This window comes from Pseudomonas migulae (genome assembly GCF_024169315.1).
Lineage (GTDB): Bacteria > Pseudomonadota > Gammaproteobacteria > Pseudomonadales > Pseudomonadaceae > Aquipseudomonas > Aquipseudomonas migulae_B.
Genome location: NZ_JALJWR010000001.1, coordinates 703,942 through 718,757 on the forward strand (window position 1 = coordinate 703,942; position 14,816 = coordinate 718,757).

Genomic DNA, 14,816 nt, shown 5'->3' on the forward strand with positions numbered 1-14,816 from the left:
TAGACGCTGACTCTATAAGGTAATAACTTGGGTCTCAAGGCAGCGATTAATACAGCGCCGATAAAACAAGAATAATAAACATCACATAATAAAGAGGATGGTCACAATGACTAACTCGCAACCTTTCTCCCAGCTTGACTGCCCCCATAAGCACCGTCTTCACTGATCAAGATACGTATATCCAAATTCTTGATCTTACGTCGTATTTGCAGCAGGAGGGGTTATGAGTCTTGGTGATGAGATACTCTCGGTAAAAAACATTTACAAAGTCTTTGGTACTCAGCCAAAGCTCGCGATGGAGATGCTGGCTCGCGGTGCTGATAAAAGTGAAATTTTCAGCAAAACCGGTCAAGTCGTTGGCGTTTTTGATGCCAGTTTCTCCGTAAAACGTGGAGAGATTTTCGTCATCATGGGGCTTTCCGGGTCCGGGAAGTCGACGATGGTGCGGTTGTTCAATCGATTGATCGAGCCGACCTCCGGAACCATCCACCTCAACGGCCAGGAAATCACCGGCCTGTCGGATGCTGATCTCCTCAGCGTTCGCCGCAAAGACATGAGCATGGTGTTTCAGTCGTTTGCCCTGATGCCCCACATGAGTGTGATCGACAACGTTGCTTTCGGCCTGGAAATCTCGGGCGTCGAGGAAAGTGAACGGCATAAGCGTGCACTCGAGGCACTCAAACAGGTGGGGCTCGATGGCCACGCCTACAGCTATCCGCACCAACTGTCCGGCGGTATGCAACAGCGGGTAGGCCTGGCCCGAGCGCTGGCCAACGACCCCGCCATCCTGCTGATGGACGAAGCCTTCTCGGCACTCGATCCGTTGATTCGCCACGAAATGCAGGGCGAACTGATCCGCCTGCAGGCAGAACAGCATCGCACCATCATCTTCATCTCCCATGACATTGAGGAGGCGATTCGCATCGGCCATCGCATTGCAATCATGGAGGGTGGCCGGGTGGTACAGATCGGTACCCCGCAAGAGCTGCTTTGCAACCCTGCGAACGATTACGTCAGAGCTTTCTTCAAAGGCTTTGATGCCTCGAAGATCCTCAAGGCTGGCGACGTTGCCAAGATCTGTGCAGAGCATCCGTACGCCATGGATCAATCCACGCCTACGCTGCGCGACGATGTACTCCTGCAGGACGTCTTTCACATTGTTGCTGATGCCGTTAATCCAGTTGCTGTGCTGGATCGCCAGGGTGTGTTCAAAGGCACGATCTCCAAGAGCCTACTGCTTCAGACAATGAGCCGGCACTAATAGTCTCTATTTGCTGGCTTGCCAGGCTCGGATATTCAGGTGATGACATGAACGAATTCAGTTTTCTAGACCCGTTTCAATCCCTCAACGTCCCTTTGGGCCAATGGGTAGAAGTTGCCCTGAATTATCTGGTTCATAATTTCCGCGAGGTATTCCGTTCGATTAGATGGCCAATCGATCAGGTACTTAATGGAATTCAGTTCGGGTTGTTGGCTATTCCTCCGTCGATATTCATTATTTTTGCGACGCTCCTGGGCTGGCAGGTAGGAGGGAGAAAGATTGGAATCCTTTGTTTCGTCACCCTCACCCTCCTGGGAGTGATCGGCGTATGGAGTGACGCGATGGTCACCCTCGCCCTGGTGCTCACTTCACTGTTCTTCTGTGCAGTTATTGGCATACCGCTGGGAGTCCTGTGTGCCCGGAGTGACCGACTGGAGATGCTTCTGCGGCCGGTGCTCGATGCCATGCAAACACTGCCCGCATTTGTTTACCTGGTACCCGTGGTGATGCTGTTTGGTATCGGCAACGTACCGGGGGTGCTGGTCACGATCATCTTTTCGGTAGCACCACTGGTCAGGCTTACCAATCTGGGCATTCGCCAGGTACCGGAAGACAAGATCGAGGCGGCCCGGGCTTTTGGATGCACCCCTCGCCAGATGCTGAGGCGGGTTCAACTTCCTTTGGCGGCACCGACGATCATGGCCGGTCTGAATCAGGCATTGATGTTGTCACTTTCCATGGTCGTGATCGCATCAATGATTTCGGTGGGAGGCTTGGGGATGATGGTACTTCGCGGGATTGGCCGCCTTGATATGGGCTTGGCAACCGTCGGTGGACTGGGCCTGGTACTGCTGGCGATTTTCCTCGACCGCCTGACCCAGGCCATGGGCGAACGCAGTAACAGGGCAACCAAAGGCGAACACTGGTATCAGACCGGCCCTGCGGGTGTCGTTTACCGTCTGAAAAGAAAGAACACCATTACAAAGATAGAAGTTAGTCCCAAAGAAAGTTAATTCGCTTAGCGGCGCGTTGTGAACCAAAAGAAATGCCAACTTCTTAACCAGCCAAGGTAAACGATAATGAACTTCACAACCTTCGGAATAAAACAGAAATTCATTCATTCTGTGGCGCTTTTAGTTTTAGCGGTATCACCTGTATTCGCATCGGCCGCCACGGCGCAGGAGCCCGGAAAAGGGGTCTCCATCACCCCGATCTTTCCGTCGATCGCCGAAGAGCGGTTTCGTGGAGAGATTGCAATGGCGGGCCTCAAGGAATTGGGCTACGACGTTGAAACACCAAAGGAAACCGAGTACTCCACCATGATGGTTGCGATTGCCAATGGTGACGCGGATTTCTCGGTGCATCTGTGGGAGGAACTGCACAAGTCTTTCTACGAGAAGGCTGGCGGCGATGAGGTGATGGTGAAAACCGGCGCTATCATGCCGGGCGTGTTGCAGGGCTACATGATTGACAAAAAAACGGCCGACGAGCATCACATCACCTCGCTCGCAGATTTGCAGAAGCCGGAAATTGCCAAACTGTTCGATGCCAATGGTGACGGTAAAGCCGACCTCACGGGTTGCAACCCGGGTTGGGGCTGTGAGCTCATCATTGCGCACCACATGAAAGCCTATGATTTGATGAAGACCGTTTCCAATAACCAGGGCTCCTATTTTGCCTTGATGGCGGACACCATCGCTCGTTACAAACAGGGTAAGCCGATTCTCTATTACACCTGGGTACCTCAGTGGATCTCCGGTGTTCTGGTCGAAGGTAAAGATGTTGTGTGGTTGACCGTGCCGCGTACGGATCTTCCAGGTGGCAAAAACGATGTCAACACGACCTTCAATGGTAAAAACCTTGGCTTCGCGGTAGACAGTGTCAGAGCGGTTATCAATAAAGAGTTCGCCGAGAAAAATCCGGCGGCCGTGAAGTTCCTGTCTGAAATGCAGATCACTACCGACGATGAAAGCGCGCAAAACCTGAAAATGCACAATGGCGAAAAAAGTGCAGCTGACATTACTCGTCACGCCAAGGAATGGATCGCGGCCCATCGCGCGAAATACGACATCTGGCTGGCAGATGCTCGCGCCGCGGCTAACACTGCCACCGCAAAAAACTAGTCCCTTCATTTAAATCTGCATAAAAGGTTGCCCTTCCCCGGGCAACTTTTTCATCCGTTTCGGTGTTCATCATTCAGGAATCATGAAATGCAGTTGTATTCGTTCGTCCAGAATTTCAGTTACAAGGATGCGCCCCTGCATACACGCGAGCTGGTTAAAACCTGCCTGCTCGACATCATTGGTGTGGCCGCCGGTGCTCGCGACAATCAAACCAGCGTGATGCTCAAAACCTACGCTGACACCCATTACTCTGCCAACAAGTTGTCCAGCCGCCTCTGGTTCGACGGCAGAGCCGTACATCCATTGGGCGCCGCGTATGCAGGCGGTTTCTGCGTCGATAGCCTGGATGCACATGAAGGTCACTTCACCTCCAAGGGGCATGCGGGTGCAACCGTAGTCCCGGCTATTGTTGCGTTGGTCGACGCGTATCTCGGTCAGGGCAAAGACATCAGCGGCGAAGAATTCCTCAGCGCACTGTGCATCGGTTATGAAACCGCGTTACGGGCGGGCCAGGCATTGATGGCCACCGCCCCTGAATATCATGCCTCAGGTGCCTTTTCCGGAATCGGCGTGGTTTGCGCTGGCGCCCGCCTGCTGAAGCTTGATGAAACGACGTTCCGTCATGCGCTGGGTATCGCGGAATACTTTGGCCCGAGGTGCCCGATGATGCGCTTGGTGAGCTTCCCGACGATGTTGCGTGATGCCCACGGTGCCGGGGCGTATGCCGGACTGAACGCACTGCTGATGGCACAGCTCGGTGTCACTGGCGCTCCAGCCGCGACCGTTGAACCTTTGGAGATTTCCACTTTCTGGCAAGACATCGGAACCCGTTGGGAGATCGACGAGCAATATTTCAAACCGTGGCCGGTATGTCGCTGGGCGCAACCGGCGCTCACGGCCATGACTGATTTGATGCGGGCACATCCGGTCATCACTGCAGCGTTGATCGAGACCATTGATGTCGAAACGTTCCACGAGTCTGTGTGCTTGCAGGGGCATTTTCCGAAGAATGCGGACGAGGCCCAGTATGCGCTGGCGTTTCCCTTGGCTGCCTTGATCGTTCGCGGGAAGCTGGGCCCTAAAGAGGTCACCGGGGATTCCATTCATGCGCCAGACATCTTGAGTGTCAGCGCGAAAATAACCCTTCATGAGGCGCCTGACCTGTCCGCCCGGTTCCCGGAGGAAATTCTGTCCCGCGTCACGGTTACGCTGAAAGACGGCACGCGTCTTACGAGCCCGACCGCGACGGCCAAGGGTGACCCCGGCAACCCTATGTCGAGTGACGAACTTGCCGCTAAATACCATCTCCTGGCTGATGACAGCTTGGGCACCACACTCAGCAATGCCATCAAGAACAGTGTTGAAGCATTGCCCGGCAGTGATGACTGCCAATCGTTCTTTGATTTGTTGCTGTCCGCTCCGAAAACCGCTGCCTAGATTGCGCAACGGTTTCCTGGCTATTCGTTCAGGTGTCAAAGAGGATTTATGCCATTCGTATTCGAGAGCGTGCTCAAAGACAAAAACAGGGGCTACTCCTGTACGGCGCAGAAACCGGTAAAGCCGCAGGCGGTGACTCGTGTAGCGTTCGTACTTTTGAACAACTTCTCGATGATGTCGTTTACCGGCGCTATCGATGCGCTGGTGACCGCCAACCTGATGAGCGAGACACCGGCGTTTGAGGTGTTGACTGTCGGCATCAGGAGCCGACTGGTGATGAGCGATCTGGGAATTGCGATTTCAGCAGACCTGGAGCTATCCCAACTTCCGGACCGGATCGACGTTCTCATCGTCGCCGGCGGGTTGCGAGTGAAGCTGATCAGCGACCCGCTATTACGGCGCAAGCTGCGTAACGCCGCCTCCCTTGGCGCGACCATGGGCGGTTTGTGGAACGGGGCATTTTTCCTGGCAGAAGCTCAGCTGATGGACGGCGTCGAGTGTGCCTTCCATCCTGACGGACGAGCGATGATGGAGGATGTCTTCCCCAAGGTGCTGGTCTCTTGTCGAACGCACGTAATCGATCGAAACCGTATCACGTGCGCTGGCGCCAGCAGCTCGTTACGCATGATGCTGGAGCTCATCACCGCCAGACAAGGCGTGTCGCTGACCCATGCTGTCGAGGAAATACTCAGTTGCGATCAAACCTCTGAAGTCTCCGGGATATCGACGGTCATAGTTGACGCTGACCCCACCTTGCCCCAAACCCTGAAGCTCGCTTTGGAACTGATGCAAAAGAACATCGAAGAGCCGCTATCGATCGACGAACTGGCTGAGTGTGTGAACATTTCCCGACGACAACTGGAACGTCGCTTCTGCCGTTTCGTGGGCGCCACGCCCACGCGTTACTACCTTGAGCTGCGCTTGACTCGAGCGCGGCAACTTATTCTGCAGAGCAATCGGCCGATCACCGATATCGCGATTGCGACCGGCTTCTGCAGTTTCGCCAACTTCCATATGCGCTTCCGTGATTTCTTTGGCGTCGCGCCAAGCAGCTATAGAGCAACGTATGAGCGCAGGCGCCAGGTTTTCCCGCACTGTCCAGGCCGAGCAAACGATGGCGAGCATCATCGATAAGGATTACCGAGAATTATGAATGCGCCATCGCCGGTGTTGATACCCACGGCTAACCACAGCGAGCGGATGTCTACACGCATCGCCTTCCTGATCGCGGGTTTACTCATGTCCGCATGGGCGCCAATGGTCCCATTGGTTAAAACCCGCGCTGGCCTGGACGATGGTGGCCTGGGGTTGCTGCTGCTTGGCCTGGGCGGTGGCTCTATTGTGGCCATGCCCTTCGCCGGATATCTCACTGCACACTATGGATGCCGCCCGGTCGTAATCTGGGCGACGATTGTCTTGTGCGCCGTTTTTCCACTGTTGAGCACCGTGGCGTGGCTGCCTGGCCTGGTCATCGCTGTCGTTGTTTTCGGGGCCAGCATGGGCATGCTTGATTGCGCCATGAACATACAGTCCGTCATCGTCGAGAAAAACAGCGGGCAGGCACTTCAGTCCGGCTTCCATGGCCTTTACAGCGTCGGAGGCATATTGGGCGCCGGGGCGATGACCGCTTTGCTGACCTTGGGCCTGCATCCGTTGATTGCTGCGCTCTGCATCGTTGCCGTCGTTTTGGGAGCGCTCTACAAGGCAGCGCCTGCTTTGCTGACTTATGGCACTGAACGGGGCGGGCCATTGTTCGCGGTGCCCAGGGGGATCGTGCTGTTTTTAGGGGCGCTCTGTTTCATCGTCTTCCTCACTGAAGGCGCAATGCTCGACTGGAGCGCGGTTTTTCTTGTCTCGAGCCGAGGGTTAGAGCCGAGCATCGCCGGCTTGGGCTACGCCTCCTTCGCCGCTGCGATGACAGTGGGCCGTCTGACAGGAGATGCCATCGTCAGCAAACTGGGCGGCGTGCGCGTCGTTGCGCTTGGCGGACTCTGCGCAGCCGCGGGCATGATCGTATCGCTTGGAATCGATGGCTGGGCCGCGTCCCTGATTGGCTACGCGCTGGTGGGTGCTGGATGCTCAAACATCGTCCCTGTGCTCTTTACCGCTGTAGGCCGCCAGCAACGAATGCCACAGGCGGTAGCCATCCCCGCTGTCATCTCGATGGGCTACGCGGGGATACTGATAGGCCCCGTATTCATCGGGGTGGTCGCCCATCTGAGCACCTTGTCATTCGCGCTTGGCTGCGTGAGTGTTCTGCTGGTTTTTGTCAGCGCGACAGCCCGATTGCTTCGCACCTGACGTCGCCCATAAAAATCCTGTATCAAGCGCGATGCCATAAAGCCTACAAAAGGCTCTCAGATAAATCCGGTCGTAAACCGCCCGCGCAGGTAGTCGACAAAAACACTCACGGCTCTGGGCACATGGGCGGAATAAGGCCGCACCAGATAAATGTCCTCAGGGAAAGCTCCAACGACTCTCCACGTTGGCAACACCTGAACCAATCCGCCGCTCTTGAGGCCGGCTTGGGCGCTGAAGTCGGGCAACAACGCTATGCCCAAATCAGTCAAGGCCGCATCACGCAACGCTTCGCTATTATTGGTTGCAAAGCTGCCGCTGATAGGAACAGTCAACCGTTTCTCTTCTCCCTGCACGGCGGCGTCGCCCTCAAAAGCCCAGGCAGGCGTATCGTTGCCTCGCGGGTAGAACAGGCAGTTGTGTTCGACGAGATCCTCCGGACGTTGCGGTTCGCCGAATTTCTCCAGATAGCTGCGGGTGGCAACCAGCACCGAGCGAGTCGCGCACAACTTCCAGGCGACATGGGTATCCGGGATCTGATTGCTGTGTCGAACCGCCAGATCAAAACCCTCCGAAGCGATGGAGGAAATTTGATCGGAAACGTCAAGCTGCACTTTGACTTCGGGATATTTCTTGAAGAACCCGGCGAGTTCCGGAATCAAATGCTGGCGTGCAAACGCGACCGGAGCCGTCAGCCGGATGAGTCCTCGCGCCACACCTGCCGAGTCTCGAACATCGGAAAAACTTTGGGCAATGTGCTCATAAGCGCTGCGCACGTCCCGTACCAAAGCGTTTCCCGCATCGGTCAGCCGCACACTGCGCGTCGTGCGCAACACCAGGCTCAGCCCCGTGGCTTTTTCCAGTTCGGCAATTCGCTGACTCACCGCTGACTTGCTCACCCCCAGTCTGATCGCCGCAGCGGTATACGTGCCCTGCTCTGCAAGGATCGCCAACCAGTGAAGATGGGTCCAGAGCCTTTCGACTTCCACTTTCAGCATGATTTGATTGTTCTCCTGTAGAAACAATTAATTCTATTTTTGCGCCTCGTCATGAACAAAGCAACGGCTTAGTGTGGGCATCAAGACCTGCGATGCAGGCATCCCATCCCTACTCGAGATTACCCACATGCCTCTGATGAAATTCGATGTTGTAGAAGGTCGCGATGATGCGCAGCTCAAAGCATTACTGGATGCTGCGCATCGTGCGATGGTCGTAGCTTTTGAAGTGCCCGAGCGCGATCGTTATCAGATCGTCAATGAACACCGCCCCAGCCGTATGATCGTCGAAGATACCGGTCTGGATATCCCGAGAACGAAGGACGTGATCATTGTCAGTGTCACCAGCAGGCCGCGCAGTGAAGCCTCGAAGATCAAATTCTACGAGCTGCTGACTCAGGAACTGCAGACCCATTGCAATATCCAGCCAAGCGACGTGATGGTTTCCATTGTGATCAATGACGATGCCGACTGGAGTTTCGGCCATGGACGGGCACAGTTCCTGACTGGCGAGCTCTAACCCGCATGCGGTTTTGCAGGGGAACAGATTCAATCATTGTTCCCCTGCCCCCTCTTCAACGATGACGGAAAACCGGAGCTCGCTTTGGCGAGAAACGCCTCCTTCTGTCCATCGGTCGCGAATGCAGCAGGCCTTCGGCCAGAAACCGCAGCCTTACTTCGCAGTCGGCATCGCAAATTCAGCGCCTTTGCCGATGCTTTCCGGCCAGCGCTGCATGATGGACTTTTGCTTGGTGTAGAAGCGCACGCCCTCCTCTCCATAAGCATGCATGTCACCAAACAGGCTCTTTTTCCAGCCGCCAAAGCCGTGCCAGGCCATGGGTACCGGGATCGGTACGTTGATGCCAACCATGCCGACCTGGATGCGACGACTGAATTCACGCGCCACGTTGCCATCGCGGGTGAAGCAGGCCACGCCGTTGCCGAATTCGTGGTCGTTGACCAACTGCACTGCGGTGGCGAAATCAGGCACGCGCATGCAGGCCAGCACCGGGCCGAAGATTTCTTCTTTGTAGATGCGCATGTCCGGGGTGACGTGGTCGAACAGTGTGCCGCCCATCCAGAAGCCTTCCTCGCAACCTTCGCCGGCGTCCGCGCTGTTGAAGTTGCGGCCATCGACCAGCAATTGCGCACCTTCGTTGATGCCTTGCTCGATGTAGCCGGTAATACGGGCATGAGCAGCCGGGGTGACGATCGGCCCCATTTCCGCCGCCAGGTTGCTGCCGTTGAGGACCTTCAGCGCCTTGGTACGCTCCAGCAGTTTTGGCATGACTTTGTCAGCCACGTCGCCGACCAGTACGGCGACCGAAATTGCCATGCAGCGTTCGCCCGCCGAGCCATAGCCCGCGCCGATCAGTGCATCGACCACCTGATCGACGTCCGCGTCAGGCATGACCACCATGTGGTTCTTCGCACCGCCCAGTGCTTGCACGCGTTTGCCATGGCGAGCACCGGTTTCGTAGATGTAATTGGCGATTGGCGTGGAGCCGACGAAGGACACTGCTTTCACATCCGGATGAACCAGCAACGCATCGACGGCCTCTTTGTCGCCTTGCACCACGTTGAACACGCCGTCAGGCAAACCGGCCTGCTTGAGCAAATCAGCCATGAACAGACTGGCGCTGGGATCGGTCGGGCTTGGCTTGAGAATGAACGTGTTGCCCGCCGCGATCGCCACCGGGAACATCCACATCGGTACCATTACCGGAAAGTTGAACGGCGTGATGCCGGCGACGACACCCAGGGGTTGGCGCAGCGTCCAGTTGTCCATGTTGGTGGACACCTGATCGGAGAAGTCGCCCTTGAGCAATTGCGGAATGCCGCAAGAGAATTCAACGATGTCGATACCCCGGGCCACTTCACCCTGAGAATCGGTGAAGACCTTGCCATGTTCGGCAGTGATCAAATGCGCCAGTGCGTCTTTGTTCTGGTTCAACAGTTCCAGAAACTTGAACAATACCCGGGCCCGGCGGATCGGCGGCGTGTTCGACCAGGCGGGAAAGGCAGCCTGGGCGGAGGCCACTGCGGCGTCTATGTCCTGCGAGGTGCCCAGGCGCACATGGTTACTGACAGCGCCAGTGGCCGGATTGTAAACGGGTTGAGTGCGCACACCGCTGCCGACGACATGGGCGCCGTGGATGTACTGGGCAATTTCTTTGTTGTCGCTAACGTGGGTCATGACGAGGCTCGCTGCGGTGAATGAATTTGAATTTCACCTCTACAGTAGGCAGCGGTTATCGCCCTGACTACGGCAATAACCTGAATTGATTGTTCGTTGTAGTGAACAATCAATGGGTCGTATTGCCGCAAAATGCGCACTTCAAGTACCAAGGCGTCAGTCTGGTTATTCACTGTTGCGTCCGGATTTTCGATTAACGGTCTGGCGCCTGATGGATTTTTTAAATCATTGATATACAAGTCGTTTTTATAAGGCGTCGATTGAAACGACAGACTACAAACATTTGGTTACAAACCAGCAGCTCGCTAAACACCGGGTCTGTAGCTACAAGTGATAGGTTGAGCTGCCTGATCTGGCCATGAGATGCACAGCCACAATGATGCGCATCCACCTCTGCACCCTCCCTGCCTTCGGGGCTTATGTTGCCCTGGCTTGCCTGTTTGCGACCGCATGGTTCACCCACCCTGCCCCCGTGCATTCATCCTTTGCCCTGATGAGTCCGGTGAGGGCTGTGGCTGATCAAGTCGCCAAACCCATCTATACCAGCCGTTTTGCCTCATCCGGGCTGGTGGACTTCGTGCATTCCTCGGCGGTCACCGCGCTACCGGACGGCAGCCTGATGTCGGTCTGGTTTGCCGGTACTCGCGAAGGTGCATCCGATGTGCAGGTGCGCTCTGCCCGTTTCGACACGAAAACCGGCGAATGGGGTGCGGAACAAGTATTGGCGACTCGGGATTCGACCCAACAGGGCACCGGAAAATATATCCGCAAACTGGGCAACCCGGTCATTGCGCTCGCACCGGACAACCGCCTCTGGCTGTTTTACGTCTCGGTGTCCATGGGTGGCTGGGCCGGTAGTGCGGTCAACGTGATGGTCTCTGACGACTATGGTCGCCAGTGGTCCGAACCACGCCAATTGATCACCTCCCCCTTTCTGAATATCAGCACCCTGGTACGTTCGGCCCCGGTGTTTCACGCTGACGGTTCCATCGGCTTACCGGTCTACCACGAATTCCTGGGCAAATTTGCCGAGTACCTGTACCTGAGCGCAGACGGTGAAGTGATCGATAAATTTCGCATCAGCCATGGCACTAATTCATTGCAACCCACGGTCGTTCCGCTGGATGGCCAGCGCGGTATCGCCTTGCTGCGCTATGCCGGCAACACCCACCACCGTGTCCTGGCGACCCGCACTGAAGACGCCGGGCAAACCTGGAGCGAGCCTTATCCGCTCGACCCATCGAATCCCAATTCCTCGTTGGCGGCTGTCGCGACCCCCGAACATGGGTTGCTGGTGGCACTCAATGATTTGCAGGACGGGCGCTTCAAACTGAGCCTCTATGGCACTGACGCAAAAATGGACGATTGGCACTCGCTGCGGGACCTCGACAAATCACCTGATCCAGAGGGCGATACGTTTTCACCCGAGGCGTTCAAGGAAATCATCGGTAAAGAGTTCCGCGGATCCAGTGGTGCACTTCGCCAACCGCTGGAGGCGCAGTTCCTGAACAACCTTGACGGCCGGGTCTGCAAAGACCAGGTCTGCAGTTTCGAATATGAATATCCGTACTTCATCCGAAGCCCCGACGGTATGTATCACCTGGTTTATTCCTGGAACAACACCTTCATCAAGCACGTTAGCTTCAACGATGCATGGCTGTCGGAGCGTGTCAAATGATCAACCTGTGGCAAGCCCATGTCAGCTTCACAATGATCATTTTCCTGTTGCTGCCTTCTTTTGGCTTGAGCCGGGCTTCGCGGATCGCCCTGTTGGCCGCATTGCTGGCAGTCAGCTTCATACCGCTGGATGGCTTGTCGTTGGCGGCGTACTTGCGCAGCCACATTGATGATCTCGCGGTCACGACCCTGGTGTTCATGGCGTGGGGCTGTTTGCGTCGACTGGGTTTCCTCCCGTCTGCGCAGCACGGTGCGACCAGCGTATTAATCATCTTCGCCGCGATGGCGCTGGTGCTCTATCCGGCAACGCTGGGTTTGAGTTATCTGGACCCTTACCGGTTTGGCTTCAGTCCGCGTCCGATGCTGATCTTCGTCGGCCTGCTCACGGCAGGTCTGTTTTACCTGCGCAACTACTTGGCCGTCGTGCTGCTGGCGAGTGCGACCCTGGCTTTCATCGCCGGGATAAAACCTTCGCAAAACTATTGGGATTACCTGGTTGATCCACTGCTGGGCCTGTATTGCTGCGTGGCATTACTGATGCTTGCGGTGCGCCGGACGTATGGCTGGCTGAACACATTGCGTGGCTCAGTGAAAGACTCCAGATCCATTTGAGATTCAACGACTTTTTAACAGGGGAACAGGGATGGGTTGGCTGCAATCGAGACGTTTGCATTATTGGCTAGGCGCAACAGCGGTTGCGTTTGTGCTGTTTGCATTGCTACGAGTGGTGTTCTATTTCGGTTTTTCCGGTTTCGACGCCAGAGCATTGAGCGGCGAAGGTGCAGTCCTGGAAACCCTGGGCATCGGCTTTCGTTTCGACCTGCGCCTGGCCATCCTGGTCATGTTGCCACTGGCGCTGCTGGCCTGGATTCCGCGCTGGAATCTCGTCAGCAGCCGCCTGCTTCGCCGCTTGGCCCGTGTGTATGTGTTTGTCGCCATGGGCGCCCTGCTGCTGATCTATATCGTCGATTTTGGCCATTACGCCTACCTGGGCGTGAGGATCAACGCCACCGTGCTGCGCTTCATCGAAGACGCGCAAATATCCCGAGACATGGTCTGGCAAACCTACCCGGTTATCTGGATTTCACTGGGGTGGCTGATAACGGTCGTATTGGTCACGCTGGCCCTGATACGTCTCGAACGCGTGACACTGGACCGTCCACGCAAAGCCATTCACCCGCTCTCCGCCACATGGGGTAGCGCATTGATGGTGGTGCTGGTGCTGCTGGGTATCTTGGGCCGTGTCGAGAACATGAACCTTGAAAACCCTGTGCCATTGCGCTGGAGCGATGCGTTTTTCTCCGGCAATAACCAGGTCGCTGCGCTGGGCCTGAACCCGGTGATTTTCCTCTACGACACGGTCAAGGTCGGTCAGTCGCGCTATGACGAAGCGCAGGTGCGTGAACACTATCCCGTGATTGCCAAGTACCTGGGCGTTGACCAGCCCGATGCGCAAACCCTGAATTTCGTCCGTCATCAAGGGCCGCAACCCTACAAGGTTTCCAGCTCGCGACCGCCGAACGTGATGTTTGTCATGCTTGAGTCGCTGGGCACCAGCGCCGTCGGCGCCTACGGCAACCCGATCAATCCGACGCCCAATATCGACCGCCTGGCCACGCAGAGCTGGTTCTTCGAGCACTTCTACGTGCCGGTCACCGGCACCGCAAAAACCGTTTGGGCCAGCATCAGCGGGGTTCCGGACGTCACTCGACAGGAAACCGCGACCCGTAATCCGCTGATCACCAAACAGCACACATTGATCAATGCCTTCACCGGTTACGAGAAGATCTACACCATTGGCGGCAACTCCGGTTGGGCCAACATGAACGCCCTGATTCGACAAAGTATCGACGGGGTTCGTTTGCTCGAAGAGCGGGACTGGGAATCACCGGTCGTGGATGTCTGGGGGATTTCAGACCTGGATCTGTTCAAGGAAACCGACAAGATCCTGCAGGCGCTGCCCAAGGACAAACCGTTCTTTGCCTACGTGCAGACGGCCGGCAACCATCGCCCCTTCACGATTCCCAAGAGCAATGACGGATTCGAGGTCAAGCACCCTACCCTGGCGGAAGTTCAGGCCGCAGGGTCGCGCAGTGTCGAGCAGTACAATGCCGTGCGCCTGCTGGACTTCAACATCGGACGCTTGATGGAAATTGCCAAGGAAGGTGGGTACTACGACAACACCATTTTCGTACTGTTTGGCGACCATAACACCCGTATCGCCCAGATCCCGTTCCTGGCACCGGCTTATGAGCAGCTGGGTCTGGAAAGCAACGCGGTGCCCATGATCATCCACGCGCCGGGCCTGCTCGGCACGCGGACCGTCAAGGAAGCCGTCGGCCTGGTCGACTTGCTGCCAACCGTGGCGGGCATGGCCGGCCTCGAGTTTCGCAACAGTGGCATGGGGCGTGATATTCAACAGCCTTCGCCCGAGGGTGAGCGTGCAGTGCCGTTGGTGCTGCGTGAAGGCACATTCCCGTTGATTGCGGGCGTCACTCAACACTACATGGTGCAGATGCAGCACGACGGCAGCTCGCCAACGCTGCACGACCTGGCCTCTGCGACGCCACTGGATAACGTGGCGGGGCAAAACCCTGAAGAGTTCAAACGCCTGGTGGAGCTGACCCGTGGCATGCATGAAACTTCAAGGCTGATGCTGTACCAGAACGTGCGCAAATAACCGGGGTTGCCAGTCTGACGGCGTCGGGGGCGCAGTCAGACGTCGCAAATTCATAAATACTCGCCGGTCAAACGATGTCTTTCTCCATAGTCCCAGCACATGATGGCAACGTGCCCTCATTGCAACTGACGCTATCCTCTCGATCGCC

12 protein-coding genes are annotated in these 14,816 nt (G+C 56.3%); 10 read left to right on the top strand and 2 right to left on the bottom strand.

Annotated features, from left to right (window positions below; all coding sequences use genetic code 11):
* Nucleotides 1-223: 223 nt before the first annotated feature.
* The 6 genes from J2Y86_RS03200 (at nucleotide 224) to J2Y86_RS03225 (ending at nucleotide 7,122) form a co-directional block, all read left to right on the top strand.
* Nucleotides 224-1,261 (top strand): quaternary amine ABC transporter ATP-binding protein, encoded by a 1,038-nt coding sequence (locus J2Y86_RS03200; RefSeq protein WP_253428054.1) that lies wholly within the window; start codon nucleotides 224-226, stop codon nucleotides 1,259-1,261.
* Between the two features lie 8 nt (nucleotides 1,262-1,269).
* Entirely contained in the window at nucleotides 1,270-2,274 is a 1,005-nt protein-coding gene (proW, locus tag J2Y86_RS03205; protein WP_255313272.1) for a glycine betaine/L-proline ABC transporter permease ProW, read from the top strand.
* A 66-nt stretch (nucleotides 2,275-2,340) separates the two neighbouring features.
* Nucleotides 2,341-3,384 carry a glycine betaine/L-proline ABC transporter substrate-binding protein ProX gene (gene proX, locus J2Y86_RS03210; RefSeq protein ID WP_253428056.1) on the top strand — a complete coding sequence of 348 codons (1,044 nt, stop codon included), beginning with the start codon at nucleotides 2,341-2,343 and terminating at the stop codon, nucleotides 3,382-3,384.
* A gap of 87 nt (nucleotides 3,385-3,471) precedes the next feature.
* Nucleotides 3,472-4,821 carry an MmgE/PrpD family protein gene (locus J2Y86_RS03215; RefSeq protein ID WP_253428058.1) on the top strand — a complete coding sequence of 450 codons (1,350 nt, stop codon included), beginning with the start codon at nucleotides 3,472-3,474 and terminating at the stop codon, nucleotides 4,819-4,821.
* A 48-nt stretch (nucleotides 4,822-4,869) separates the two neighbouring features.
* Entirely contained in the window at nucleotides 4,870-5,955 is a 1,086-nt protein-coding gene (locus tag J2Y86_RS03220; protein ID WP_253428060.1) for a GlxA family transcriptional regulator, read from the top strand.
* A gap of 15 nt (nucleotides 5,956-5,970) precedes the next feature.
* The gene (locus tag J2Y86_RS03225) at nucleotides 5,971-7,122 is read left to right on the top strand and encodes an MFS transporter (protein ID WP_253428062.1); all 1,152 of its coding nucleotides are present in this window, start codon (nucleotides 5,971-5,973) and stop codon (nucleotides 7,120-7,122) included.
* Between the two features lie 56 nt (nucleotides 7,123-7,178).
* Here the strand turns inward: J2Y86_RS03225 and J2Y86_RS03230 are convergent, their stop codons facing one another.
* Complete coding sequence (locus J2Y86_RS03230) at nucleotides 7,179-8,117, bottom strand: LysR family transcriptional regulator (RefSeq protein WP_253428064.1); 939 nt, start codon at nucleotides 8,115-8,117, stop codon at nucleotides 7,179-7,181.
* Between the two features lie 127 nt (nucleotides 8,118-8,244).
* Between J2Y86_RS03230 and J2Y86_RS03235 the strand changes: the two genes are divergently transcribed.
* Nucleotides 8,245-8,634 carry a tautomerase family protein gene (locus J2Y86_RS03235; protein WP_253428066.1) on the top strand — a complete coding sequence of 130 codons (390 nt, stop codon included), beginning with the start codon at nucleotides 8,245-8,247 and terminating at the stop codon, nucleotides 8,632-8,634.
* Nucleotides 8,635-8,787: 153 nt separating this feature from the next.
* Here J2Y86_RS03235 and J2Y86_RS03240 read toward each other — a convergent pair whose 3' ends face one another.
* A complete protein-coding gene (locus tag J2Y86_RS03240; RefSeq protein WP_253428068.1) occupies nucleotides 8,788-10,311 on the bottom strand; it encodes a CoA-acylating methylmalonate-semialdehyde dehydrogenase in 1,524 nt (507 codons plus the stop codon).
* Between the two features lie 379 nt (nucleotides 10,312-10,690).
* Here J2Y86_RS03240 and J2Y86_RS03245 point away from each other — a divergent pair, with 379 nt between their 5' ends.
* Genes J2Y86_RS03245 through J2Y86_RS03255 form a run of 3 tightly spaced genes read left to right on the top strand, consistent with a single transcriptional unit; the run spans nucleotide 10,691 to nucleotide 14,668 of the window.
* Nucleotides 10,691-11,989 carry a sialidase family protein gene (locus J2Y86_RS03245; protein WP_253440094.1) on the top strand — a complete coding sequence of 433 codons (1,299 nt, stop codon included), beginning with the start codon at nucleotides 10,691-10,693 and terminating at the stop codon, nucleotides 11,987-11,989.
* Entirely contained in the window at nucleotides 11,986-12,600 is a 615-nt protein-coding gene (locus J2Y86_RS03250) for a hypothetical protein (RefSeq protein ID WP_253428069.1), read from the top strand. Before J2Y86_RS03245 ends, J2Y86_RS03250 begins: the two co-directional genes overlap by 4 nt.
* Before the next feature lie 31 nt (nucleotides 12,601-12,631).
* Nucleotides 12,632-14,668, top strand: a complete 2,037-nt coding sequence (locus tag J2Y86_RS03255; protein WP_253428071.1) for an LTA synthase family protein — start codon at nucleotides 12,632-12,634, stop codon at nucleotides 14,666-14,668.
* The last annotated feature ends 148 nt before the right edge of the window (nucleotides 14,669-14,816 follow it).